Genomic DNA, 22,804 nt, shown 5'->3' with positions numbered 1-22,804 from the left:
GCGAATGATTTGCGTCTTCTGGCCCGGTTAGCGACAGTGCTCGCCGGGCAAACCCGTCAGACAATCACGATTCACCGCACGTTCAGGAACCATCGCTCATGACCCAGACTTTAGGCCAGCTTGAAAACCGTGACGCCTTTATTGAACGTCACATCGGCCCGGATGCCCGGCAGCAGCAGGAGATGCTGAAAACCGTTGGCGCCGATTCGCTTAACGCCCTGATTGGCCAGATTGTGCCGCAGGATATCCAGCTGGCAACGCCGCCGCAGGTGGGCGAAGCAACCACGGAATTCGCCGCGCTGGCGGAACTGAAGGCGATCGCCGGTCGTAACAAGCGCTTCAAGTCGTACATTGGCATGGGCTACACCGCCGTGCAGCTGCCGCCGGTGATTCAGCGCAACATGCTGGAAAATCCGGGCTGGTATACCGCCTATACGCCTTATCAGCCGGAGGTTTCCCAGGGTCGCCTGGAATCACTGCTGAATTTCCAGCAGGTGACCCTCGACCTGACCGGGCTCGATATTGCCTCAGCCTCGCTGCTCGACGAAGCCACCGCCGCTGCGGAAGCGATGGCAATGGCCAAACGCGTAAGCAAACTGAAAAACGCCAACCGCTTCTTCGTCGCCGCCGACGTTCACCCGCAGACGCTGGACGTGGTGCGCACCCGCGCGGAAACCTTTGGTTTCGATGTGATTGTCGATGATGCGGAAAAAGCGCTCGACCATCAGGACGTCTTTGGCGTGCTGCTGCAGCAGGTAGGCACCACCGGCGAGGTTCACGATTACAGCAAACTGATAGCTGACCTGAAAGCGCGCAAAGTGATTGTCAGCGTCGCGGCCGATTTTATGGCCCTGGTTCTGCTGACTGCCCCCGGCAAGCAGGGCGCGGACATTGTGTTTGGCTCCGCCCAGCGCTTCGGCGTACCGATGGGCTACGGCGGCCCGCACGCGGCGTTTTTTGCCGCAAAAGATGAATTCAAACGCTCCATGCCGGGCCGTATTATCGGCGTATCGAAAGATGCGGCGGGTAATACCGCGCTGCGCATGGCGATGCAGACGCGCGAGCAGCATATTCGCCGCGAGAAAGCGAACTCCAATATCTGTACCTCCCAGGTGCTGCTGGCCAATATTGCCAGCCTGTACGCCGTGTTCCACGGCCCGGCAGGGCTGAAGCGTATCGCCAGCCGTATTCATCGCCTGACCGATATTCTCGCCGACGGCCTGCAGAAAAAAGGCCTTAAGCTCCGCCATGCGCACTACTTCGATACCCTGTGCGTGGACGTCGCCGATAAAGCCGCTGTGCTGGCGCGGGCGGAAGTGCTGCAGATCAACCTGCGCAGCGATATTCATCACGCCATCGGGATCACGCTCGATGAAGCCACCACGCGCGAAGACGTCCTGAACCTGTTCCGCGCCATCGTGGGCGACGATCACGGCCTGGATATCGACACGCTGGATAAAGACGTGGCCCTGGACAGCCGTTCGATCCCGGCCAGCATGCTGCGTGACGATGCGATCCTCACTCATCCGGTGTTCAACCGCTACCACAGCGAAACCGAGATGATGCGCTATATGCACGCGCTGGAGCGTAAGGATCTGGCGCTGAATCAGGCGATGATCCCGCTGGGCTCCTGCACCATGAAGCTGAATGCCGCCGCCGAGATGATCCCGATCACCTGGCCGGAATTCGCCGAACTGCATCCGTTCTGCCCGGTTGACCAGGCCGAAGGCTATCATCAGATGATTGCCCAGCTCTCCGACTGGCTGGTTAAGCTGACCGGCTATGATGCGGTCTGCATGCAGCCGAACTCCGGCGCGCAGGGCGAATACGCGGGCCTGCTGGCGATTCGCCATTACCACGAGAGCCGCAACGAAGGGCATCGCGATATCTGCCTGATCCCAAGCTCTGCGCACGGCACCAACCCGGCTTCCGCGCAGATGGCGGGAATGCAGGTGGTGGTGGTCGCCTGCGATAAAAATGGCAACATCGATCTGGCGGATCTGCGGGCGAAAGCCGAGCAGCATGCGGCGAACCTCTCCTGCATTATGGTCACCTATCCGTCCACCCACGGCGTTTATGAAGAGACTATTCGCGAAGTGTGCGAAGTGGTGCATCAGTTTGGCGGCCAGGTTTACCTTGACGGCGCGAACATGAACGCCCAGGTCGGCATTACCTCTCCGGGCTTTATCGGCGCGGACGTCTCGCACCTCAACCTGCATAAAACCTTCTGCATTCCGCACGGCGGCGGCGGCCCGGGTATGGGGCCGATCGGCGTGAAATCGCACCTCGCGCCGTTTGTGCCGGGCCACAGCGTGGTGCAAATTGAAGGCATGCTGACCCGCCAGGGCGCGGTTTCCGCCGCGCCGTTCGGCAGCGCCTCCATTCTGCCGATCAGCTGGATGTATATCCGTATGATGGGCGCAGAGGGGCTGAAACAGGCGAGCCAGATGGCGATTCTGAACGCCAACTACATCGCTACCCGGCTGAAAGACGCGTTCCCGGTGCTGTATACCGGCCGCGACGGTCGCGTGGCGCACGAATGTATTCTGGATATTCGTCCGCTGAAAGAAGAGACCGGCATCAGCGAGCTGGATATTGCCAAGCGACTGATTGATTTTGGTTTCCACGCTCCGACCATGTCCTTCCCGGTTGCCGGCACGCTGATGGTGGAACCGACCGAATCGGAAAGCAAAGTGGAGCTGGACCGCTTTATCGATGCGATGCTGGCGATTCGCGGCGAGATCGACCGCGTGAAAGGCGGTGAATGGCCGCTGGAGGATAACCCGCTGGTGAACGCGCCGCATACTCAGGGTGAACTGGTGAGCGAGTGGAACCATCCGTACACCCGTGAACTGGCGGTCTTCCCGGCGGGGCTGAACAACAAGTACTGGCCGACCGTTAAGCGTCTGGACGATGTTTACGGCGACCGTAACCTGTTCTGCTCCTGCGTGCCGATGAGCGAATACCAGTAATTTGCTGATTAGACTATCTTTTAAAGGCGCTGCGGCGCCTTTATTTTTTGGGAGAATGGCATGACGATAGCTTTGGTGACGGGCGGCAGCCGGGGAATAGGTAAAGCGACGGCGCTGCTGCTGGCGCAGGAAGGCTATACCGTGGCGGTGAATTACCACCAAAATAGCGCTGCCGCGACCGGCGTGGTGAACGAAATTATCGCCAGCGGTGGCAAAGCCGTTGCGCTACGGGCGGACGTCAGCGATGAAGCGCAGGTGATGGCGATGTTTACCGCTATCGATCGCCTCGGCGAACCGCTCGCCGCGCTGGTCAATAACGCCGGCATTTTATTTACCCAGGGGACGATTGAAAGCCTTTGCGCGGAGCGGATTAACCGGGTGCTGGCCACCAACGTGACCGGTTACTTCCTCTGCTGCCGGGAGGCGGTAAAGCGGATGTCGCACAAGCACGGCGGTAATGGCGGGGCGATTGTGAATGTGTCGTCCGCGGCATCGCGCCTCGGGGCGCCGGGGGAGTATGTGGATTATGCCGCGTCAAAGGGCGCGGTTGATACTCTGACCACCGGCCTGTCGCTGGAGGTGGCGGCGCAGGGGATTCGGGTTAACGGCGTGCGTCCCGGCTTAATTTATACCGACATGCACGCCAGCGGCGGTGAGCCGGGACGCGTGGATCGCGTGAAGTCGATGCTGCCCATGCGGCGCGGCGGGCAGCCGGAGGAGGTGGCTCAGGCCATCGTCTGGCTGCTGAGTGAGAAGGCTTCCTACGTGACCGGCAGCTTTCTGGAGCTGGCGGGCGGGAGATAATCGGCAACTCGTTTCCGGGGGGTGGCTAACGCCTTGCCCGGGATACAACATCTGTTTACCTCACCCCATCCCTGGCCCTGCTAAGCGCAGCGCAAGCAGGGAAATGCGCTACGACGCCAGCCACAGCCGCAGGCGCATCCCCCAGCCGCTGGTCCAGCCGGTGGTGACTGACTTCACCTCGCCGCGCGAGATAACGATAAGGGTCGGCGTGACCTGCACCTCCCACCGTTGGGATAGCTGACCGCTGGCGTCATTGATCGTCGGCAGCGCCATTTTTTTATGCGCCAGCCATCGTGCCAGAGCGGCGTTGTCGCCGGAGCGTAGCGCTACCGTCATCACATTGCCGCCATCGTTGGCTAAAGCGGCCACCGACGGGGTGGTATAGCGGCAAACGCCGCACCAGGTGGCCCAGACGTACAGCAGCAAAGGGCGCTCGTGGCTCATTGCCGCCAGATCGACCGTTCGGCCATCAAGCGTTTGCAGCGGCATGCTGGAGAAATTCTGCGGCAGCGCGGGCCTGCGCAGGTAATCCACCGCCAGGCTGACGGCGGCGACAATCAGCAGCCATATCAGGATCTGTCTGAAGACGTTTAGCATCATTTTTCTACATTGTGATGCGCCGGAAAGGCCGGCAGCGTGCGGCGTTGATTCACGAAGTCAGCGTCAGCGACTCAACGATTGATGTGGTTTATCTTATCGGCTGAGCGTGGGTTAGCAATGCTAAAGCTGTAAAGAAGTGTCTGTTTTGTGGGAAGTTTTGCCCCCTTCCGGCTGGAAAGGGGCAAGATGATTACAGTTTCTCGCCGTTGCTGGCGATAACCTCTTTGTACCAGTTAAAGCTCTTCTTGCGCGAGCGGGACATATCGCCGGTACCATCGTCATGTTTGTTGACGTAGATAAAGCCGTAGCGCTTGCTGTACTGACCGGTCGTGAAGGAGACGCAGTCGATGCAGCCCCACGGGGTATAGCCCATTAGCTCAACGCCGTCGTAAGTCACCGCTTTGATCATCTCTTCGACGTGAGCGCGCAGATAGTCGATGCGATAGTCGTCGTTGATGCTGCCGTCTTCCTCGACTTTATCGTACGCGCCGAAGCCGTTTTCGACGATAAACAGCGGCTTCTGGTAGCGCTCATACAGTTCACACAGCGCATAGCGCAGGCCGACCGGGTCAATCTGCCAGCCCCAGTCGGAGGCTTTGACGTGCGGGTTGGGCACGCTGCCTTCAAAGCCGGAGATCGCGTCGCCGGTGCCGCCTTCCGCTTTCACCGCGTTGGTCATGTAGTAGCTGAAGCCGAGATACGCGCAGGTGCCTTCGCGCAGGATTTGCGCATCGCCGTCCTCCATGTTGATATTGAAGCCGCGGCGTTCCCATTCGTTCAGGACGTAGCTCGGGTAGTAGCCGCGCAGCTGGACGTCGGTAAAGACGTAGCGTTCACGCATTGATTCCTGGGCAAACATCACGTCTTCCGGCTTGCAGGAGAACGGATAGAGGGCGACCATTGCCAGCATGCAGCCCACCTGCATCTCCGGATTGATTTGACGCGCTGCCTTCACCGCCAGCGCGCTGGCGACAAACTGATGGTGCAGCACCTGGTACATGGTCTCTTCCGGGTTTTCATGCTCGGTATAGACCACGCCGGAGCAGCAGTAGCCAAACAGCGGCGCGCGCCAGTTACGCTGGTTGTTGATCTCGTTAAAGGTCATCCAGTATTTCACTTTGTGCTTATAGCGCTCGAAGACCACTTCGGCGAAGCGCACAAAGAAATCGACCACTTTGCGGTTGGTCCAGCCGCCGTACTGCTGAACCAGATGCAGCGGCATCTCAAAGTGGGAGAGGGTAATAACCGGTTCGATGTTGTACTTCAGCAGTTCATCGAACATGTCATCGTAGAATTTCAGCCCTTCTTCATTCGGCTGGCTTTCGTCGCCCAGCGGGAAGATGCGCGTCCAGGCGATAGAGGTGCGGAAGCACTTGAAGCCCATCTCGGCGAACAGCTTGATGTCTTCTTTGTAGCGGCCGTGGAAATCGATGGCTTCGTGGTTCGGATAGTACTTGCCCGGCTCTACCTGCTGGGTTATCTCGCGCGGCACGCCGTGCGCGCCGCCGGTAAGCACGTCGCAGATGCTCGGGCCTTTGCCGTCTTTATTCCAGCCGCCTTCAACCTGGTGCGCGGCGACGGCGCCACCCCATAAAAAGTCTTTTGGTAAAGGAATTTTCTTCATCTTTGCTCATCTCGTCTTAATGACTTGTTGGCTGCGAGTCTAACAAAGGGAATATAAATGTCACGATATAACAATTTGCCCGGAATGGAATTTGTTACATCGAAAAAACACCCTGTTATTTTCAGGCGAGTTTGCGCGCTAATTTACGCCCAAGCGTTTCCAGAATATAAATGACCGGGATCTGGGTGGTAATGTCATAGACGCCGCCGATGCGCGTTTGCGGAACGTGCCAGGAGAGATTAAAGTCGGCAAGCTTTGCCAGCCGCGAGTGCTCGTGGCTGGTGATGGACATCACTTTACAGCGATGCAGGCTGAACTGGCTGGCGAAGCGCAGGATCTCTTCGGTTTCGCCGGAGACCGACAGCACGATGGCCAGCGCATTACGCGCCATATCATTGGTCACCGGAAAATAAGGGTCGTCGATATGGTTACTGAATTTTCCGACGTTAGAAAAGAAACGCGCGCCATATTTTGCCAGCGCGCCGGAGGTGCCGGCGCCAACAAAAATAATACGTTCTGAAGACAGAATAATATCGACCGCCTGCTCGAGCAGCTGGTCAAATTCATCGTTATTAACGCTTTTAAAAAAGCTCATTATTTCGCTGGCGCCGATATTTGCCTGTTGAGGCTCATTCTGCTCCAGATATAATTTAAAGCGTACGCGAAACTCCGAGTAGCCTTCGCACTGCAGCTTGCGGCAGAAGCGCAAAACGGTAGTCGTGGAGACTCCGGCCGCTTCCGCCAGCTCGCGGATGGTCATGTACATCACTTTGTCGCGATTTTTAATGACGTAGTGATAGACCATCATCTCAAGGTTATTGAGACTGGCGATAGCGGCGTGGGAGAAGATACTCACAGTGGCGAACTCACAATTCATAATGACCAGGACGGAATGATATCATGCAGCCAAATGACATAACCTTTTTTCAGCGTTTTCAGGACGACATCCTCGCCGGACGCAAAACCATTACCCTCCGCGATGCGGCTGAATCACACTTTAAAGCAGGCGATGTGCTGCGCGTTGGCCGCTATGAAGATGACGGCTATTTTTGCACCATTCGCGTGGTGGCCACCTCAACGGTGACGCTGGATACGCTGAGTGAACTGCACGCGCAGCAGGAGAATATGACCCTGGCGCAGCTGCGTGAGGTGATTGCGGAGATCTATCCTGAAGAAAAGCAGTTTTATGTTATTGAATTCGAAAAGCTTTAATTAAATAGTGAACGTCTGTTAGTTGAAATTTTTATGTAACATATTGATTTTATACTGTTCATAAATATTCATCTTTTTATTTTAGCGAACAGGTGTTCACTGGAATCATTCTCAGTTAACCTAAGTGTGCATTGAAAGCGTACTTGTTTTCGGAGTCAAATATGGTTCGCAAATCGTTAATCACACAGGGATATTCTCTGGCAGAGGAAATTGCCAACAGCGTCAGTCACGGGATTGGGCTGGTGTTTGGTATCGTCGGTCTGGTGCTGCTGCTGGTGCAGGCGGTGGACAGCAACGCCGGCGCCACGGCCATTACCAGCTACAGCCTGTACGGCGGCAGCATGATTTTGCTGTTCCTCGCCTCGACCCTCTATCACGCGATTCCGCATCAGCGGGCTAAGCTGTGGCTGAAAAAATTCGACCACTGCGCCATCTATTTGCTGATTGCCGGGACCTACACGCCGTTTCTGCTGGTGGGGCTAAATTCGCCGCTATCGCGCGGGCTGATGATCGTCATCTGGAGCCTGGCGCTGCTGGGGATCCTGTTTAAGCTGACCATTGCGCATCGTTTTAAGATCCTCTCTTTAGTGACCTACCTGACCATGGGCTGGCTGTCGCTGATCGTCGTTTATCAGCTGGCGATTAAGCTGGCGGTGGGCGGCGTGACGCTGCTTGCCGTGGGTGGCGTGGTCTATTCGCTGGGGGTTATATTCTACGTCTGCAAACGTATTCCGTACAACCACGCTATCTGGCACGGTTTTGTCCTGGGCGGCAGCGTGTGCCACTTCCTGGCCATTTATTTGTACGTCGGGCAGGTTTAAATTTCGCGAAATCTCCCGGCTCGCGCTACGTTTAGCCGGGCTACAGGTTCACCGTCGTCTGAGGGCTGGTAGCCCGGACATGGCGCGCCAGCGCCGCCTCCGGGACATTCTTCGTTGGTGATGGCCTGCCTGCCCGGGCTACGGCCTGGTGTTTTTTATTCAGACCACGGCTTTCACGATATCCATTAATCTGCGGATATCTTCTGGCCGGGTATTGCCGGTTTGCGGGTCGATTATCGAGCTGTAAACATGGGGCATCACGCGAGGTACGCCTGCTTCCAGACAGCTTTGCAAAATAATGCCAAAGTTATCGAGATCGATTCCGCCGGTTGGTTCGATTAACGTCATCCCGTTACGGGCTGCCGTGGTCGCCAGCATATACAGCTCCGGTAGCGACTTTTCGCCGCCCATGGGGAAAAACTTCGCCGCATGGGCCCCCATGTCCTGCATCATGCGTACCGCCGCATCGCAGGAGACGCGGGCCGGCGTGCCCTGACAGCTGCTGACGCCGGTGGAGATAAGAACCTCGCCAGGGGTTCCCGTCGGGCTGACCAGCGCGTTAATGCAGGTCTGCTGCCCCCCCGTAGCCGCCAGCGCCCCTGCGGCAAACCCGCTGCCGGTAAAGGTCTGATTAACGTGCGCCGGGTGAAGCGCTGACGCGATCATCGCCGCTTTGTAATATTGCGCAGGATCGCCGGCGCCCAGGCCTACGGAGATGGAGGGTATCTCCGCCATCCAGCGTTTTACCTCCTGAACACCTTCTTCCACGGAGGCAAACTGTGCCGAGAGGACGCCAATCGCCGCATGGCCTTCGGCGGCATCATAAATGTCCCGGGCGTTGGCGATATCTTTCGCCAGCACGTTAATCGCGACGCGTTGACGGTAAAAATTAATTTGCTGCATGGTTGGCAATCTCCTTTAAGCGCGCCACGATCAGGCTCATTTCACCCTCGGCTACCGTTCGTGGGTCCAGGCTAAAAACCCCCTGATGGAGGTTATAGCGCCGGGCGTAAATGGCGATATCGCCGTTGCGCAGCTGTGCTTCGACTTCGCGGGCATCCAGGCCGAGTTCCTGGGCATTCACCTGAATGCGGATACGCCAGATAGCGCGTCCGGCTTCATCCTGCTCAATATCGGCTTGTAAGCCGTTTATCGCTGAGATCGCTTTCGCGACGGGCAGGAGTTCCTCGGCAGTGACCCCCTTCTGCCCCTGATGATAGTGTTCCAGCGCATAAACCAGACCGACCATATTCTCCTTGCCGATTTTCATCGCCCGGGCAATACCGTGATGCTGCGCCTTACACGCCGCTATCCACTGTTTTTTCCCGGTGATGAATCCGGAGGTGGGCGCGTTAAACGCTTTTGCCCCGCTATAGATAACCATGTCCGCTCCGCTCGCCGCCCAGACGCGTAAATCCTCCTCGGCGGCGGCATCGACAATCAGCGGCAGGTTGTGAGTCTGTGCGACCTGCACGAAATCCTCGATACTCAACATCCCTTTTTGCACGCAGTGGTGTGATTTCACATACAGCAGGGCGGCGGTGCTGGCAGAGATCGCGCTCTCCAGCTGCCAGCGCGCCGCCAGATTGCTTGAACCGACCTCCACAACGCGCCCACCGCCTAAGCGAATCGCGCTGGTGATGGGCGCGCCGTAATCGACGTTATGCCCGCGGAGCATGACGACTTCGTTGGCCATACCGCGACTGTCCGGCATCTGCATCACTCGCGCCTGGTCGCCATGGGTAATCGCGGCGGCCACGGCGATGGCGATTCCCGCCGAGGCGCAGGAGGTGATATAGCTGTCCTCCGCGCCGGTAAAGCGGGAGACCCGCTCGCCGGTTCGGTCTACCAGCCTGTCGATTTCCACAAAGGCCGATGCCGCCCGCGCCGTTGCCTGCATCACCTCCGGCGCCACGCTGGAAACGCCCAGAATCGTCATTTTGCCGCAGGCGTTAATCACCTGTTTTAACCCCAGCTGTTGATAGATATTCTGCGTCATGGTTTACAGCACTCCCAGCAGCGAACAGACCACGCTGAGCGCGACAATTGACAGCAGAATGGTGGTGTAGCGCGGCCCTTTCTTCACCAGATAGAAGTAGATGGCAAACACCGCCGCCAGCGGCAACAGGCCGGGCGCGATAGAGTCGAGGATTTGCTGGACCACCACCTCCGAGCCCTTCAGCGCGCTGAGCTTTAAGGGGGTCGTTATTTTGACGTAGCTTGCGGAGAGCGCGCCCATCATTATCAGGCCCAGCACGTTCGCGCCGTAGATAAGCTCCTTAATTCGCCCTCCCTGGAGCAGGCCGATGATTGAGTCGCGTCCCAGCGTGTAGCCTTTGTGCACCATGCCGTAGCTGATCGCCAGCGTAATGGCCGGATAGAGAATTAAGGGCACAATGCCGCCCATCGCGCTGCCGCTGGCGGCGAACGGGATGAAAATCGCAATCAGCAACGGCATGACGGCCGCCCAGATGATGGAGTCCCCCATTCCGGCCAGCGGCCCCATCAGCCCTGTTTTAATCCCGGTGATAGACGCGTCGCTAATCGGTTCACCGCGCGTTTTCTGCTCCTCCATCGCAATTGAGATCCCCTGAATCACCGCGCCAAAGGTCTGCTCAGAGTTGAAGAAGTTCAGATGGCGTTTTAGCGCCTCCACCTGCTCTTCTTTTTGCGGGTAGAGTTTTTTGATAATCGGCGTCATTGAGGCGCAGAAAATCAGGCTTTGTAAACGCTCATAGGAGCTGGAAACTTCCGCGCCCAGCCAGTAAATAAACCAGGCTTTGGTGATGTCCGCTTTGGTCAGCGTGCCGTTCTCCCGCGCGCGCTCCACCAGTTCATGCTGCATTACATCGCTGCTCATCATGCTGCTCCTTCATTTTTCGCCAGGCCCTTAATCAGGAAGGCCACGCAGGTACCAAAGATTGCCATCGCCATAATGTCCACCTTCAGGTACAGCACCGCAAAGAATCCGCCGATAAACCACGGCAGCAGGCTCTTCTTACCGATCACCATGATGGTGATGGCAAAGCCCAGCGCCGGCAGAATTCCGCCCATAATTTCAAAGGAGTGGGTCAACCAGTGCGGCATCAGCTTAAGGAAGCTCTCTACCACGTCCTGGCCAAAATAGTTGGCAGCAAACACCACCGGGAAACGCAGCACCAGGCCGAGCAACGCCGGGTAGAGGAACGCGCAGCGCATAATACCGCCCATGTTGGCCGTTTCCGCGTGTTTATCCGCCATATGCACATGCACCCACGCGGCGTTCAGCGTGCGTCTGAGCTGGTCAAGGAAAACGCCGATCACGCCAAACGGGATGGCCAGCGCGATGGCCAGGTTCGGGTCCATCCCGGCTTTTACGGCGATAGGAATCGAGATACAGGCCGCCAGCGCCGGATCTGACGGCACGTTACCCCCGGGCGTTGAGGTCACGCCGAGGTAAACCAGCTGCATACCTGCGCCAATAATCATTGCTGTTTCCATATTGCCCAACAGCAGGCCGACAAAAACGGCGATTACAACAGGTTGTAACAGCATGGCGGAGAAGGTGTAGCCAAGGCGTAAGCGGGCAAACCAGTAATACAACCCCATCAGGCTTGCGAAGACTAAAGTATCCATAGTTATTTACCCTGTAATCAGAGGATTAGAATTTTTTCAGGATATCGTCCAGCGACTGCGGCTTATCTTCCGGGATAGTCTGGAAGACCGCCTTAATCCCTCGACTTTTCAGGTCGAGAAGAATGCCAACGTCTTTTTCATCCAACGTGATGTTCTGGAAAACGACCTTGCGGTTCGGCCCGCCGCCTAAGCCGCCAACCTGAATGGCGGAAACATCAAACCCGAGCTGTACGGCTTCCTGAATCGCCGCGAGAGAGGGGAACAGCACCAGCACGCTGCCGTCGCCAAGCTGGTTTTCTTTCCACGATGCGGCAAAGCTCTGATTGCTGTAGCAATCCACTTTGATGTTTGGCGGTGCCGCCATCAGATAGATATTTTTCATAAACGGATCGGCGTCCAGCTCATCACTCACTACCGCAATCCGGTTGGCCTGGGATTGTCCAACCCACTTCGTCACCACTTGTCCATGAATGAGGCGACTGTCGATGCGACATAACACGATGTTAGCCATGATATTTTTTCCTTATTGTGATTGTTGTAATTGCCGAACGTGGGCGACAACGTCCAGACAGCTGCTGCGCGCGGCTTCCACTAATTCAGCTACGCAGGCGGATAGCGGCCCCTGTTCCCGCTTGTCCAGGGCCTCCAGCAGCAGCGAGGCATTCAGTCCGGAAATCACCGCCACCGGATAATCGGCGCTTAGCCGCGCGGCCACGTTAGAGGTGGTCCCGCCAATAAAATCGGTCAGAATAAGCGAGCCTTCGGGCAGGGTTTTCACGACGGCTTCTACGCGCTGATAAAACTCGCCCAATGTATCGACGGGCATCAGGGCGATTTCCGTTACGCCTTTAATTTCGCCCGTCACCATGCACAGGCTGTTGCAGAGCTGTTGTCCCCAGCCGCCATGGGTCAGCAGCAGGATCTGGGACAAAGGTTCAGTGGTAATCAAAATGGCCTCCTGGCGCTATTACGTTGATATACGTAATAAGAGCAAAGGCTGTGCCAGAATTTGTGTCACATGGGGGGCGAAGAGGGGCAGGCGTGGCGTAAAGCCACGCCAGTTAAGGGATCAGCGATACAGCAGTTCGTAGATATAAAAATATTCCGCGTCGGATAAACGAATGGCATAAGCCTCTTCGATCGGCTGGAAGGCGGATTTAATGACACTAAACGCGCGGACGTCCAGCGCGGGCTGGCTCTCCAGCGACATCTGTAACGGTTTCCGGTTAATTACGATACGCTCGACCATGCAACAGCAGTGGATCAGGAAGCGCAGTGTCACCTGGCGACTGGGTTTCAGCGAAAGCGAGGTGGTTAAATGGTTAAACACTCCCTCCATCTCTTTGAGAATGCGCTGGGGATTGAGTACCGAAATATGGTTGATGATGCTTTCCATGGTCAGCGCGCTGATGAAGCGCATCGCGCTGCGCTCCATCTCCAGACGGCGCTCACTGCTTGAGAGGTCCGGCGTGAGCAGGCTGAGCACCAGTTCCGGCCCCTGCTCGGAGAACAGCTCTTCAAGTGAGATAAACGGAATATCCGGCAGCCCCGGCTGGAAGGTGCCGACAATCCCCGCCAGTCGCTCACCGGCCAGCAGCGACTGCTGAACGCGCTCCAGGCTGCGAACCTCGTTGTAATCGAGGATCACCATTCGCGTATCCTGCGACATCAGCTCGCCAAAACTTTCCTCCAGCACTTTTTTGATTTTCTCTGCGGTTCCCATGCCGGTAATGCAGGAGATCACCAGCACCTTACCGCCGTTCTCCTGCTGCGGAGTACAGAGCTGACAGGGGATATTTTTACTCTGCAGTAATTCCGCTAACTGCGGTAGCTCGCTGGTTTCATAGCTTAAATCCAGACCCAGCTCCAGCAGACTGGTCAGCGTAATATTGGGCATTAACAGGACGTCAATCTGGAATAGCTTGCTGATGGTGCTGCCAAAATGCACCAGCGAGCCGATATCCACCATCAGAATCAGCCGCCGGTAGCGTTGGCTCTGGATCCGCTGGGTTAGCGTTTCCAGCGTGTCATGCACCGACTGCTCAAAGGGCATATCGATGGCGCTGAACAGCTCGCGCTCCAGCACCCGGTTGACGTACTGCGCCTGACTGGTCGCCGTCGTCGCGCCGTGGGCGATTAAAATGACGCCGCAGTCGGGGCTGGCGTCGATCCGCTGGCGATAATGGCGGCACTCTTTCAGGAACAGACATAGCCAGACGACCTCCGTCGCCGGGCACTGAATATGCAGCAGCTCGTTGATTTTCCGGCACAGCAGAGTCGCGTTTTCATACTCGTCTTTGCAGCGGTCGAGGATCAGGCTGGAGGAGTAGAGCTGTGGGATCAGCCCGCGCTGCACGTAGCCAATCAGCGCCAGAAAGTGTTTACGCAGCGGATTCATCAGGTTTTCTGGCAGCGTAAAGCCCAGCACCTGTTCCACACAGCCAATTAGCAGGGTCACCCGCTCTTCAATCCGATCGCCATAGCGCGGCGGATGGGCCACGCTGTCGCGGCTGTAGAGACCATATTCAAAGATAGAACTGAGTTTGTTTTTGAGGATCGCCAGCGTCTCAGCCGGTGGGACGTTGCTGTTGCGCAGGTTGACGTATTCGCGGGTCAGGAAGCTGTAAAACAGATCGCTTTCTTCGATCTCCGCTCCTGTCGCCAGAGAGGTTTTCAATGCGGGTAACGTGCGCGCATCGACGCTTAGCCGATCCTGGCCGTCAAACAAGGTATCGACCAGCAGACGCTGTTCCGGGGTGGCGTTGAACGGCACTTCTACCAGCCGTTTATCCAGCTGGAGCGTGTCGTTATGCTCGGTCATTCCCGCGGCCCACGCCTGGGCGCAAAGAAACTGGATATCGCTTTTGAGCTGGCCGATATTGCCTTCCAGCGGTTTATTCAGCAGCCAGAGCAACAGCGTTTTGTCGATACTGACCGTACGCTCAATTTTGCGGCTCTCGCGCTGGAGAAAACCGACAATAAGTTCCACCTGTTCTTCCACCGAGCGCTGACGGATCCCGGGGAGATCGATACAGACCTGGATGCGCCTCTGGAACGTTCGCAGCAGGGCTGAGCTGACCGGTTCGGTGGTGGCGCAAATCAAGCGCACCGTGATGGACCGCGCCGTGGCGCTTGAACCGAGCGGGCGATATTGGCCTTTGTCGAGAATGGAGAAGAGTTTTTCCTGTCCTTCATACGGCAGGCGGTGCACCTCATCAAGCAGCAGATATCCGCCGTCCGCCTGCTCCACCAGACCGGCTTTATTCTCACTGGCGCCGGTAAATGCGCCCTGCCGATGGCCGAACAAATGCGAAGAGAGTAGCTCCGGGTTATGCGCATACTCGGCGCAGTTAAAGTAGACCAGCGGCGGGGGAGAACCCGCCGCATGCTCGCAGGCAAAACGGTGCATCAGCTCGGCAAAGAAAGTTTTACCTACTCCGGAGGGGCCGGTCAGCAATACGTGGAGCCCGTGAGGATAAAGCACCGCTGCGCGGCCTTTTTCCACCGCATCACGGAGGCTGCGATCGTAGCCAATCAGGCCGCTGAAGGGGTCATCCGTTGAGCAACCTTCCTGATGCGGCAGAAGGTCGGCAACCGTGCGCACTTCACATTCGGTATCATTCAGTCTGCGCCCCAGCAGCGTTTCCATTGCCTGGCGGTGCCAAAAGAACACGGGGCGTCCTCTGCTCTTAATCGCCAGGCCGTCGTTCCATAACTGATTGAGGTCTTTGCTGACCGAGTTGCGCGCAAGCCCGAGGTTAAAGCCGATGGCTTCCGCCGTAAATGCCGTTTCCTGTTCCAGATCCGCAAGATTCAGCCCGCGAGTTAACCGCTCCAGCTCTCCCAGTATGACCTCAATCCGTCTCATCTCTTTTACCGCTTAAGAAATAAATGATTGTTCAGAACATACACTATTCTTCTACGCAAGAAAGTGGCCTGGGCCAGAGATGGCGCATTTGCGCAAAGCGCGCGGCCGCGGGTGTTTCGTGGTTTGCGGGTGGGGTAGCCCAGACAGGCGCGGGATTGCCGCCTCCGGGGAGAAGGCGGCAGGGAATATCGCTTTAACTCTCTTCCAGCGAATACGGCAGCGGCTCGATGCTCAGGCTACCGGCATCATCGCGTACGCGAAACACGCTGTCCGGCTCCATATCGTTATTCATCACCACCTGTACCAGCAGGCGACCGTCGTCCAGCTGCACGGCCGCTAAAACGGTGCCGGTTCGGCGCCAGTTTTCACCCATCTTCAGCTCCAGGTCTTCCCCGGCCTCAGGCACGCGGCTGGCTGTTCCCGCCAGATACCACAGGGCGCGCTTGTTGGCGCCGCGGAATTTAGCGCGGGCAACCATCTCCTGGCCGGTATAGCAGCCTTTCTTAAAGCTGATGCCGCCCAGCGCCTGTAGGTTGGTGGCCTGCGGAATAAACTGCGCGCTGTTGGCGCTGTCGATAACCGGCAGCCCGGCTTCAATATTCAGCGCCAGCCACTGCTGGCTGTTGTTGAGCTGCGCTTCACCGCGTAGCGCATCGGTGATGCGGGTGGCGGTTGCCACATCGGTCACCAGCAGGAAACGCTCGGCCGGATGCGCAAACCACAGCACGCTGGTGGCACCTTCGCTGACAACCTGTTTCTCGGCGTTCGGCAGCTCACTAAACAGCGGCGACAGCGCAGCGCGCGCCTGAAACCCGGCAACGCCCAGCAGTACGGATTCATCATCGGCGGCGATGGTCACTTTAGAGAACACCGCGTATTTTTTCAGTTCGGTCAGCTGCGCATCGCGCAGGCTGCGGCGCTCAATCCACGCAAAACCCTCGTTGCGGCGGAAAACGCGCAGATTGCTCCACATCTTGCCCTTGGCGTCACAATGCGCGGCAAGCAGATGCTGCTCGTCGGTCAGGTGGCTGACGTCGGCGGTAATCTGCCCCTGCAGATATTTTTCGCCATCCGGACCGGTAATCGTCGCCAGCGCCCAGTCGTCCAGCGTCATCAGCGTTAACGGCAGACGAGCGGAAGAGGAAGGCTGACGCGGAGGAAAAGGTGTAAAAGCCATAGTCATATCCTGAATAGCTTAACGCAGAGTGTGTGACTAATGGTAAAAGAGCTATGGTGCAATGCAAGCGCTTTTGACAGGCCATTCGTGCCCTCAAAGACGGGGCGCTGAAACCAGCGAAATAATAAATGGCCTGATTATTTTAGGGTTTTCATGGAATAGCGCTCGCGAAACTTGATATTCCAGTGAAGTCAGCGCCGAAAACGGGTTAAACTAAGAGATATTTATAAGCAGGAAGTAAAACATGGACATTAACAATAAAGCCCGCATCCACTGGGCATGCCGTCGAGGTATGCGTGAACTCGATATCTCCATCATGCCGTTTTTCGAGCATGAGTACGACACGCTCAGCGATGGCGATAAAGCGTTATTCATCCGCCTGCTGGAAAACGACGATCCGGATCTGTTCAACTGGTTGATGAATCATGGCGAGCCGGCTGATGCAGAACTGCAGCGGATGGTAAAATTAATTCAGACACGGAATCGGGAACGTGGTCCTGTGGCAATCTGATTTACGCATCTCGTGGCGAGCGCAGTGGTTTTCGCTGCTGATGCACGGCGTGGTGGCGGCGCTTGTGCTGCTGATGCCCTGGCCGCTGAGCTATACCCCGCTGTGGCTGATACTGCTGTCGCTGGTGGTGTTCGACTGCGTGCGCAGCCAGCGGCGGATCCATGCCCGTCAGGGAGAAATCAAGCTGCTGATCGACTCCCGTCTGCGCTGGCAAAAGGCGGAGTGGGATATCATCGGCACCCCGTGGGTGATTAACAGCGGAATGCTGCTGCGCCTGCGGAATACGGAAAACCAACGAACCCAGCATTTGTGGGTCGCGGCGGATAGCATGGACGCGGGAGAATGGCGAGACCTGCGTCGGCTGGTGTTGCTAAAACCGACGCAAGAGTAGGCAAGGACTCAGGAGAACTGCTCAGCCATTTCACCGAGGATTTGCTCGCACCAGTTCTGAATGCGCTCATCGCTCAGGTCGTACTGGTTCGTTTCATCAAGCGCCAGGCCAACGAACAGCTGCCCATCGGCAATGACCGGTTTCGGGCTGGTGAATTCATAGCCTTCAGTAGGCCAGTAGCCGATAAACTTAACCCCTTTGGTCGCCAGCTTATCGTGCAGCATGCCGAGCGCATCAAGGAACCATTCGCCGTAGCCTAGCTGGTCGCCCATGCCGTACAGCGCGACGATTTTACCCTGCAGATCCAGCGTATCGAGCTGCTGCCAGACCGCCTCCCAGTCCTCCTGGATCTCGCCGAAATCCCAGGTTGGAATGCCGAGGATCAGCACATCGTATTGCGTCATCAGGGCAGGGGAATCATCTTTCAGGTTGTGCAGCGTGACCAGTTCAGGGCCGATAATATCGCGGATTTTTTCCGCCGCCATTTCGGTGTAGCAGGTGCTGGAACCGTAAAAAAGACCTATGTTCATCGCGGAAACGTCTCAATTCTTGCTGTGACTTTGCGTTTAGTGTACCAGAAAGGCCGCGCCCGCCTGCAACTCGAATTATTTAGGGTATAATGGCGCCGTTTTAATAAGCAAAGAGGCCAGAGTGGAACAGGATCTCGCACAAATCGAGCAGTTTCTTGATGCCTTATGGCTGGAGCGGAATCTGGCGGAGAACACGCTAAGCGCCTACCGCCGGGACCTGACGATGGTGGTCGAATGGCTGCATCATCGTGGCCTGTCGCTTGCCAGCGTCAGCGGCGAAGATCTCCAGTCGCTGCTGGCGGAGCGGCAAACCGGCGGCTATAAAGCCACCAGCACCGCGCGCCTGCTAAGCGCCGTGCGCCGTTTCTTCCAGCATCTTTACCGGGAGAAAATTCGCCCGGACGATCCCAGCGCGCTGTTGGCCTCGCCAAAGCTGCCGCAGAGGCTGCCGAAGGATCTGAGCGAGGCGCAGGTGGAACGCCTGCTCCAGGCGCCGCTGGTTGAACAACCGCTGGAGCTGCGCGATAAAGCGATGCTGGAAGTGCTGTACGCCACCGGTCTGCGCGTTTCCGAGCTGGTGGGCCTGACCATGAGCGACATTAGCCTGCGACAGGGCGTGCTGCGCGTGATTGGTAAAGGAAATAAAGAACGTCTGGTACCGCTGGGTGAAGAGGCGGTGCTGTGGGTTGAGAATTACCTTGAATACGGGCGCCCCTGGCTGCTGAACGGCGTGGCGTCCGATGTGCTTTTTCCCAGCCAGCGCGCGCAGCAGATGACGCGCCAGACGTTCTGGCATCGAATTAAGCACTATGCCGTACTGGCGGGGATTGACAGCGAAAAGCTCTCCCCGCACGTGTTACGCCATGCGTTCGCGACGCATTTACTTAACCATGGCGCCGACTTACGCGTGGTGCAGATGCTGTTAGGACACAGCGATCTCTCCACGACGCAGATCTACACCCACGTGGCGACCGAGCGTCTGCGACAACTCCATCAACAGCATCACCCGCGTGCGTGAGTGCTGAAAAAAAGGACTGAGTATGAAAAAAGGTTTACTGATGTTCACTCTGCTGGCGACCACCTTATCCGGTGCGGCGCATGCCGATAGCGCGGCGATCAAGCAACTGCTGGCGAAGCTGGGCGTGCAGAGTTCGGACGTGCAACCTTCGCCGATCAAAGGCATCAGCACCGTATTGACGGACAGCGGCGTGATATACGTTACCGATGACGGTAAGCACATTATCCAGGGGCCGATGTACGACGTCAGCGGCGCGCAGCCGGTAAACGTCACCAATACGCTGCTGGCCGGTAAGCTGAACGCGCTGGAAAAAGAGATGATCGTCTATAAAGCGCCGCAGGAAAAACACGTCATCACCGTCTTCACCGATATTACCTGTGGTTATTGCCAGAAATTGCATGAGCAGATGAGCGACTATAACGCGCTGGGTATTACCGTGCGCTATCTGGCCTTCCCGCGCCAGGGGCTGCAAAGCGAAACCGAGCAGAATATGAAGGCTATCTGGTGCGCTAAAGATCGTAACAAAGCGCTGGATGACGCGATGAGCGGTAAGGGCGTGCAGCCGGCCAGCTGCGATGTTGATATCGCTAAACACTACATGCTGGGCGTGCAGCTTGGCGTTAACGGCACGCCGGCGATGGTGCTGAGCGACGGCACGCTGATGCCCGGCTATCGCGATCCTAAAGACCTGAAAGCGCTCCTTGATGAGCATCAAAAACAGACAAGCGGTAACTGATTCGCGTGAAACAACAGATACAACTACGCCGCCGCGAGGCGGCTGACGGCGTCGATTTACCTGCCGATCTCCCACCGCTGCTGCAGCGGCTGTACGCCAGCCGCGGCGTGCGTAGCGCGCAGGAGCTGGAACGCGGCGTGAAAGGCATGCTGCCGTGGTCGCAGCTGACCGGCGTCGAAAAAGCGGTAGAGATGCTCTACGGCGCATTTCAGCAGGGGCTGCATATTGTGGTGGTCGGCGATTTTGACGCCGACGGCGCCACCAGCACCGCGCTGAGCGTTCTGGCCCTGCGGGCGCTGGGCTACGGCAACGTCTCGTACCTGGTGCCAAACCGTTTTGAAGATGGCTACGGCCTGAGCCCGGAAGTGGTCGATCAGGCTCACGCCCGCGGCGCGCAGATGATTATGACCGTGGATAACGGTATTTCTTCGCACGCTGGCGTCGAACGCGCCCATGCGCTGGGTATTCCGGTGCTGGTGACCGATCACCACCTGCCGGGGGATTCGCTGCCCGCGGCGGAAGCGATTATTAACCCGAACCTGCGCGACTGTGAGTTTCCGTCGAAATCGCTGGCCGGGGTGGGCGTGGCCTTTTATCTGATGCTGGCGCTGCGCACTTTTCTGCGCGATAAAGGCTGGTTTGAGGAGCGCGGCATTGCGCCGCCGAATCTGGCTGACCTCCTCGACCTGGTGGCGCTCGGCACCGTGGCGGACGTCGTACCGCTGGATGCCAACAACCGTATTCTGACCTGGCAGGGGCTGAGCCGCATCCGGGCGGGGAAATGCCGTCCGGGCATTAAGGCTCTGCTGGAGATCGCCAACCGCGACCCGCAAAAGCTGGCGGCAAGCGATCTCGGCTTCGCGCTCGGTCCGCGGCTTAACGCGGCTGGGCGGCTGGACGATATGTCCGTCGGCGTGGCGCTGCTGCTGTGCGACAACACCGGCGAAGCGCGGGTGCTGGCCAATGAGCTGGACGCGTTGAACCAGACGCGCAAAGAGATAGAGCAGGGGATGCAGGCGGAAGCCCTGACCCTGTGTGAGAAGCTGGAGCGCAGCGGTGAGACGCTGCCCGGCGGCCTGGCGATGTACCATCCGCAGTGGCACCAGGGCGTCGTTGGCATTCTGGCCTCGCGTATCAAAGAGCGTTTCCATCGTCCGGTTATCGCCTTTGCGCCCACCGGCGACGGTACGCTCAAAGGCTCCGGTCGGTCGATTCAGGGGCTGCATATGCGCGATGCGCTGGAGCGTCTGGATACGCTCTATCCCGGGCTGATTCTGAAGTTTGGCGGCCATGCCATGGCGGCGGGGCTATCGCTGGAAGAGGCGCGCTTTGAAGAGTTCCAGCAGCGCTTCGGCGAGCTGGTGACCGAGTGGCTCGATCCTGCGCTGCTGCAGGGGGAAGTGGTCTCCGACGGTCCGCTGGCGGCGGCAGAAATGAGCATGGAGGTCGCGCAGATGCTGCGCGACGCCGGACCGTGGGGGCAGATGTTCCCGGAGCCGCTGTTTGACGGCCGTTTCCGTCTGCTACAGCAGCGCCTGGTCGGCGAGCGTCATCTGAAGGTGATGGTTGAGCCGGTCGGCGGCGGCCCGCTGCTGGACGGTATCGCGTTCAATGTTGATACTTCCCTTTGGCCGGATAACGGCGTTCGCGAAGTTCAGCTTGCCTATAAGCTTGATATCAATGAGTTCCGCGGCAACCGCAGCCTGCAGCTGATCATTGACCACCTCTGGCCAAATTGAGAACAGTATATTAATGAGGGCGCGAATCCGGTAGAATTCCGCTCTTATCACCGCATTTTGACGAATCCATTAAAAGAAACCGACCATGTTTGAAATAAATCCGGTAAAAAACCGTATTCAGGACCTCACGGAGCGCTCGGACGTTCTTAGGGGGTATCTTTGACTACGATGCTAAGAAAGAGCGTCTCGAAGAAGTAAACGCCGAGCTGGAGCAGCCTGACGTCTGGAACGAACCAGAGCGCGCGCAGGCGCTGGGTAAAGAGCGTTCCTCGCTGGAAGCCATCGTTGATACGCTGGATCAGATGTCTCAGGGGCTGGAGGACGTTTCCGGCCTGCTGGAGCTGGCCGTTGAAGCCGAAGACGAAGAGACCTTCAACGAAGCCGTCGCCGAGCTCGATGTGCTGGAAGAGAAGCTGGCGCAGCTGGAATTCCGCCGGATGTTCTCCGGTGAATACGACAGCGCCGATTGCTACCTCGATATCCAGGCCGGTTCCGGCGGAACGGAAGCGCAGGACTGGGCCAGCATGCTGATGCGCATGTATCTGCGCTGGGCCGAAGCGCGCGGCTTCAAGACCGAGATCATCGAAGAGTCTGAAGGCGAAGTGGCGGGCATTAAGTCTGTGACCATCAAGATTATCGGCGACTACGCCTACGGCTGGCTGCGTACCGAAACCGGCGTTCATCGCCTGGTGCGTAAGAGCCCGTTCGATTCCGGCGGCCGCCGCCACACCTCTTTCAGCTCCGCGTTCGTTTATCCGGAAGTGGATGACGATATTGATATCGACATCAACCCGGCGGATCTGCGCATTGACGTTTATCGCGCATCCGGCGCGGGCGGTCAGCACGTTAACCGTACGGAATCCGCGGTGCGTATTACCCACATTCCGACCGGCTTAGTGACCCAGTGCCAGAACGACCGTTCACAGCACAAGAACAAAGACCAGGCCATGAAGCAGATGAAAGCGAAGCTTTATGAGCTGGAAATGCAGAAGAAAAATGCCGAGAAGCAGGCGATGGAAGATACCAAATCCGACATCGGCTGGGGCAGCCAGATCCGTTCTTACGTGCTGGATGACTCCCGCATTAAAGATCTGCGCACCGGGGTGGAAACCCGCAACACTCAGGCGGTGCTGGACGGCAGCCTGGATCAATTTATCGAAGCAAGTTTGAAAGCAGGGTTATGAGG

The 22,804-nt window shown here is 57.6% G+C and carries 22 protein-coding genes; 10 read left to right on the top strand and 12 right to left on the bottom strand.

Annotated elements, in window-relative coordinates; all coding sequences use genetic code 11:
* Positions 1-98: 98 nt before the first annotated feature.
* Positions 99-2,972, top strand: a complete 2,874-nt coding sequence (gene gcvP / locus BJF97_RS24665) for an aminomethyl-transferring glycine dehydrogenase (RefSeq protein ID WP_032693813.1) — start codon at positions 99-101, stop codon at positions 2,970-2,972.
* Between the two features lie 60 nt (positions 2,973-3,032).
* On the top strand, positions 3,033-3,776 hold the full coding sequence (locus tag BJF97_RS24660; RefSeq protein WP_032693812.1) for an SDR family oxidoreductase: 744 nt from the start codon (positions 3,033-3,035) through the stop codon (positions 3,774-3,776).
* 108 nt (positions 3,777-3,884) lie between these two features.
* Here the strand turns inward: BJF97_RS24660 and BJF97_RS24655 are convergent, their stop codons facing one another.
* The 3 genes from BJF97_RS24655 to BJF97_RS24645 all read right to left on the bottom strand — a co-directional run bounded on the left by BJF97_RS24655 (position 3,885) and on the right by BJF97_RS24645 (position 6,850).
* A complete protein-coding gene (locus BJF97_RS24655; protein WP_004854083.1) occupies positions 3,885-4,376 on the bottom strand; it encodes a protein disulfide oxidoreductase in 492 nt (163 codons plus the stop codon).
* A gap of 190 nt (positions 4,377-4,566) precedes the next feature.
* Positions 4,567-6,000, bottom strand: coding sequence for a 6-phospho-beta-glucosidase BglA (gene bglA / locus BJF97_RS24650; RefSeq protein ID WP_025105966.1), 1,434 nt, complete (start codon positions 5,998-6,000; stop codon positions 4,567-4,569).
* A 121-nt stretch (positions 6,001-6,121) separates the two neighbouring features.
* A complete protein-coding gene (locus BJF97_RS24645; RefSeq protein WP_025105967.1) occupies positions 6,122-6,850 on the bottom strand; it encodes a MurR/RpiR family transcriptional regulator in 729 nt (242 codons plus the stop codon).
* 50 nt (positions 6,851-6,900) lie between these two features.
* On the opposite strand from BJF97_RS24645, the gene yqfB reads away from it, so the two are divergent.
* Both yqfB and trhA read left to right on the top strand, forming a co-directional pair.
* Positions 6,901-7,212, top strand: coding sequence for a N(4)-acetylcytidine aminohydrolase (yqfB, locus tag BJF97_RS24640; protein ID WP_014839510.1), 312 nt, complete (start codon positions 6,901-6,903; stop codon positions 7,210-7,212).
* A gap of 161 nt (positions 7,213-7,373) precedes the next feature.
* A complete protein-coding gene (trhA, locus tag BJF97_RS24635) occupies positions 7,374-8,033 on the top strand; it encodes a PAQR family membrane homeostasis protein TrhA (protein WP_014839509.1) in 660 nt (219 codons plus the stop codon).
* Positions 8,034-8,192: 159 nt separating this feature from the next.
* On the opposite strand, the gene dagF is transcribed toward trhA, so the two are convergent.
* The 8 genes from dagF to ygfZ all read right to left on the bottom strand — a co-directional run bounded on the left by dagF (position 8,193) and on the right by ygfZ (position 16,693).
* Positions 8,193-8,936: a 2-dehydro-3-deoxy-phosphogluconate aldolase gene (gene dagF / locus BJF97_RS24630; protein ID WP_032693811.1), complete on the bottom strand. Its 744-nt coding sequence runs from the start codon at positions 8,934-8,936 to the stop codon at positions 8,193-8,195.
* Entirely contained in the window at positions 8,923-10,032 is a 1,110-nt protein-coding gene (gene dgaE, locus BJF97_RS24625; RefSeq protein ID WP_032693810.1) for a D-glucosaminate-6-phosphate ammonia lyase, read from the bottom strand. Before dgaE ends, dagF begins: the two co-directional genes overlap by 14 nt.
* A gap of 3 nt (positions 10,033-10,035) precedes the next feature.
* Entirely contained in the window at positions 10,036-10,896 is an 861-nt protein-coding gene (locus BJF97_RS24620; protein ID WP_014839507.1) for a PTS system mannose/fructose/sorbose family transporter subunit IID, read from the bottom strand.
* Positions 10,893-11,648, bottom strand: coding sequence for a PTS mannose/fructose/sorbose/N-acetylgalactosamine transporter subunit IIC (locus BJF97_RS24615; RefSeq protein WP_032693809.1), 756 nt, complete (start codon positions 11,646-11,648; stop codon positions 10,893-10,895). The genes BJF97_RS24620 and BJF97_RS24615 overlap by 4 nt, the downstream gene beginning before the upstream one ends.
* Positions 11,649-11,673: 25 nt before the next feature.
* The gene (locus BJF97_RS24610) at positions 11,674-12,159 is read right to left on the bottom strand and encodes a PTS system mannose/fructose/N-acetylgalactosamine-transporter subunit IIB (RefSeq protein WP_032693808.1); all 486 of its coding nucleotides are present in this window, start codon (positions 12,157-12,159) and stop codon (positions 11,674-11,676) included.
* Between the two features lie 12 nt (positions 12,160-12,171).
* On the bottom strand, positions 12,172-12,597 hold the full coding sequence (locus BJF97_RS24605) for a PTS sugar transporter subunit IIA (RefSeq protein WP_004854067.1): 426 nt from the start codon (positions 12,595-12,597) through the stop codon (positions 12,172-12,174).
* A 120-nt stretch (positions 12,598-12,717) separates the two neighbouring features.
* The gene (dagR, locus tag BJF97_RS24600) at positions 12,718-15,516 is read right to left on the bottom strand and encodes a transcriptional regulator DagR (RefSeq protein WP_014226794.1); all 2,799 of its coding nucleotides are present in this window, start codon (positions 15,514-15,516) and stop codon (positions 12,718-12,720) included.
* Between the two features lie 193 nt (positions 15,517-15,709).
* Positions 15,710-16,693, bottom strand: a complete 984-nt coding sequence (gene ygfZ, locus BJF97_RS24595) for a tRNA-modifying protein YgfZ (protein ID WP_014226793.1) — start codon at positions 16,691-16,693, stop codon at positions 15,710-15,712.
* Positions 16,694-16,937: 244 nt separating this feature from the next.
* On the opposite strand from ygfZ, the gene sdhE reads away from it, so the two are divergent.
* Positions 16,938-17,204, top strand: a complete 267-nt coding sequence (gene sdhE / locus BJF97_RS24590) for an FAD assembly factor SdhE (RefSeq protein ID WP_004124953.1) — start codon at positions 16,938-16,940, stop codon at positions 17,202-17,204.
* Positions 17,185-17,595 (top strand): protein YgfX, encoded by a 411-nt coding sequence (locus BJF97_RS24585; RefSeq protein WP_004854060.1) that lies wholly within the window; start codon positions 17,185-17,187, stop codon positions 17,593-17,595. The genes sdhE and BJF97_RS24585 overlap by 20 nt, the downstream gene beginning before the upstream one ends.
* A gap of 8 nt (positions 17,596-17,603) precedes the next feature.
* Here the strand turns inward: BJF97_RS24585 and fldB are convergent, their stop codons facing one another.
* Positions 17,604-18,125: a flavodoxin FldB gene (fldB, locus tag BJF97_RS24580; protein WP_014226792.1), complete on the bottom strand. Its 522-nt coding sequence runs from the start codon at positions 18,123-18,125 to the stop codon at positions 17,604-17,606.
* A 121-nt stretch (positions 18,126-18,246) separates the two neighbouring features.
* On the opposite strand from fldB, the gene xerD reads away from it, so the two are divergent.
* The 4 genes from xerD (at position 18,247) to prfB (ending at position 22,802) form a co-directional block, all read left to right on the top strand.
* The gene (xerD, locus tag BJF97_RS24575; protein WP_004105555.1) at positions 18,247-19,143 is read left to right on the top strand and encodes a site-specific tyrosine recombinase XerD; all 897 of its coding nucleotides are present in this window, start codon (positions 18,247-18,249) and stop codon (positions 19,141-19,143) included.
* 22 nt (positions 19,144-19,165) lie between these two features.
* Positions 19,166-19,879 carry a bifunctional protein-disulfide isomerase/oxidoreductase DsbC gene (gene dsbC, locus BJF97_RS24570; RefSeq protein WP_032693807.1) on the top strand — a complete coding sequence of 238 codons (714 nt, stop codon included), beginning with the start codon at positions 19,166-19,168 and terminating at the stop codon, positions 19,877-19,879.
* 5 nt (positions 19,880-19,884) lie between these two features.
* Positions 19,885-21,618 (top strand): single-stranded-DNA-specific exonuclease RecJ, encoded by a 1,734-nt coding sequence (gene recJ, locus BJF97_RS24565; RefSeq protein WP_032693806.1) that lies wholly within the window; start codon positions 19,885-19,887, stop codon positions 21,616-21,618.
* An 85-nt stretch (positions 21,619-21,703) separates the two neighbouring features.
* Positions 21,704-22,802 (top strand): peptide chain release factor 2 gene (gene prfB, locus BJF97_RS24560; protein WP_100248296.1). Its coding sequence is split into 2 segments (ribosomal slippage): positions 21,704-21,778 and positions 21,780-22,802, totalling 1,098 coding nucleotides; the frame shifts between segments, so codons are not numbered across the junction.
* Positions 22,803-22,804: the final 2 nt, after the last annotated feature.

Origin of the sequence: Klebsiella sp. LTGPAF-6F (assembly GCF_001753185.1) — a bacterium.
GTDB lineage: Bacteria > Pseudomonadota > Gammaproteobacteria > Enterobacterales > Enterobacteriaceae > Klebsiella > Klebsiella michiganensis.
This window is presented reverse-complemented; position numbering and strand designations above follow the sequence as displayed.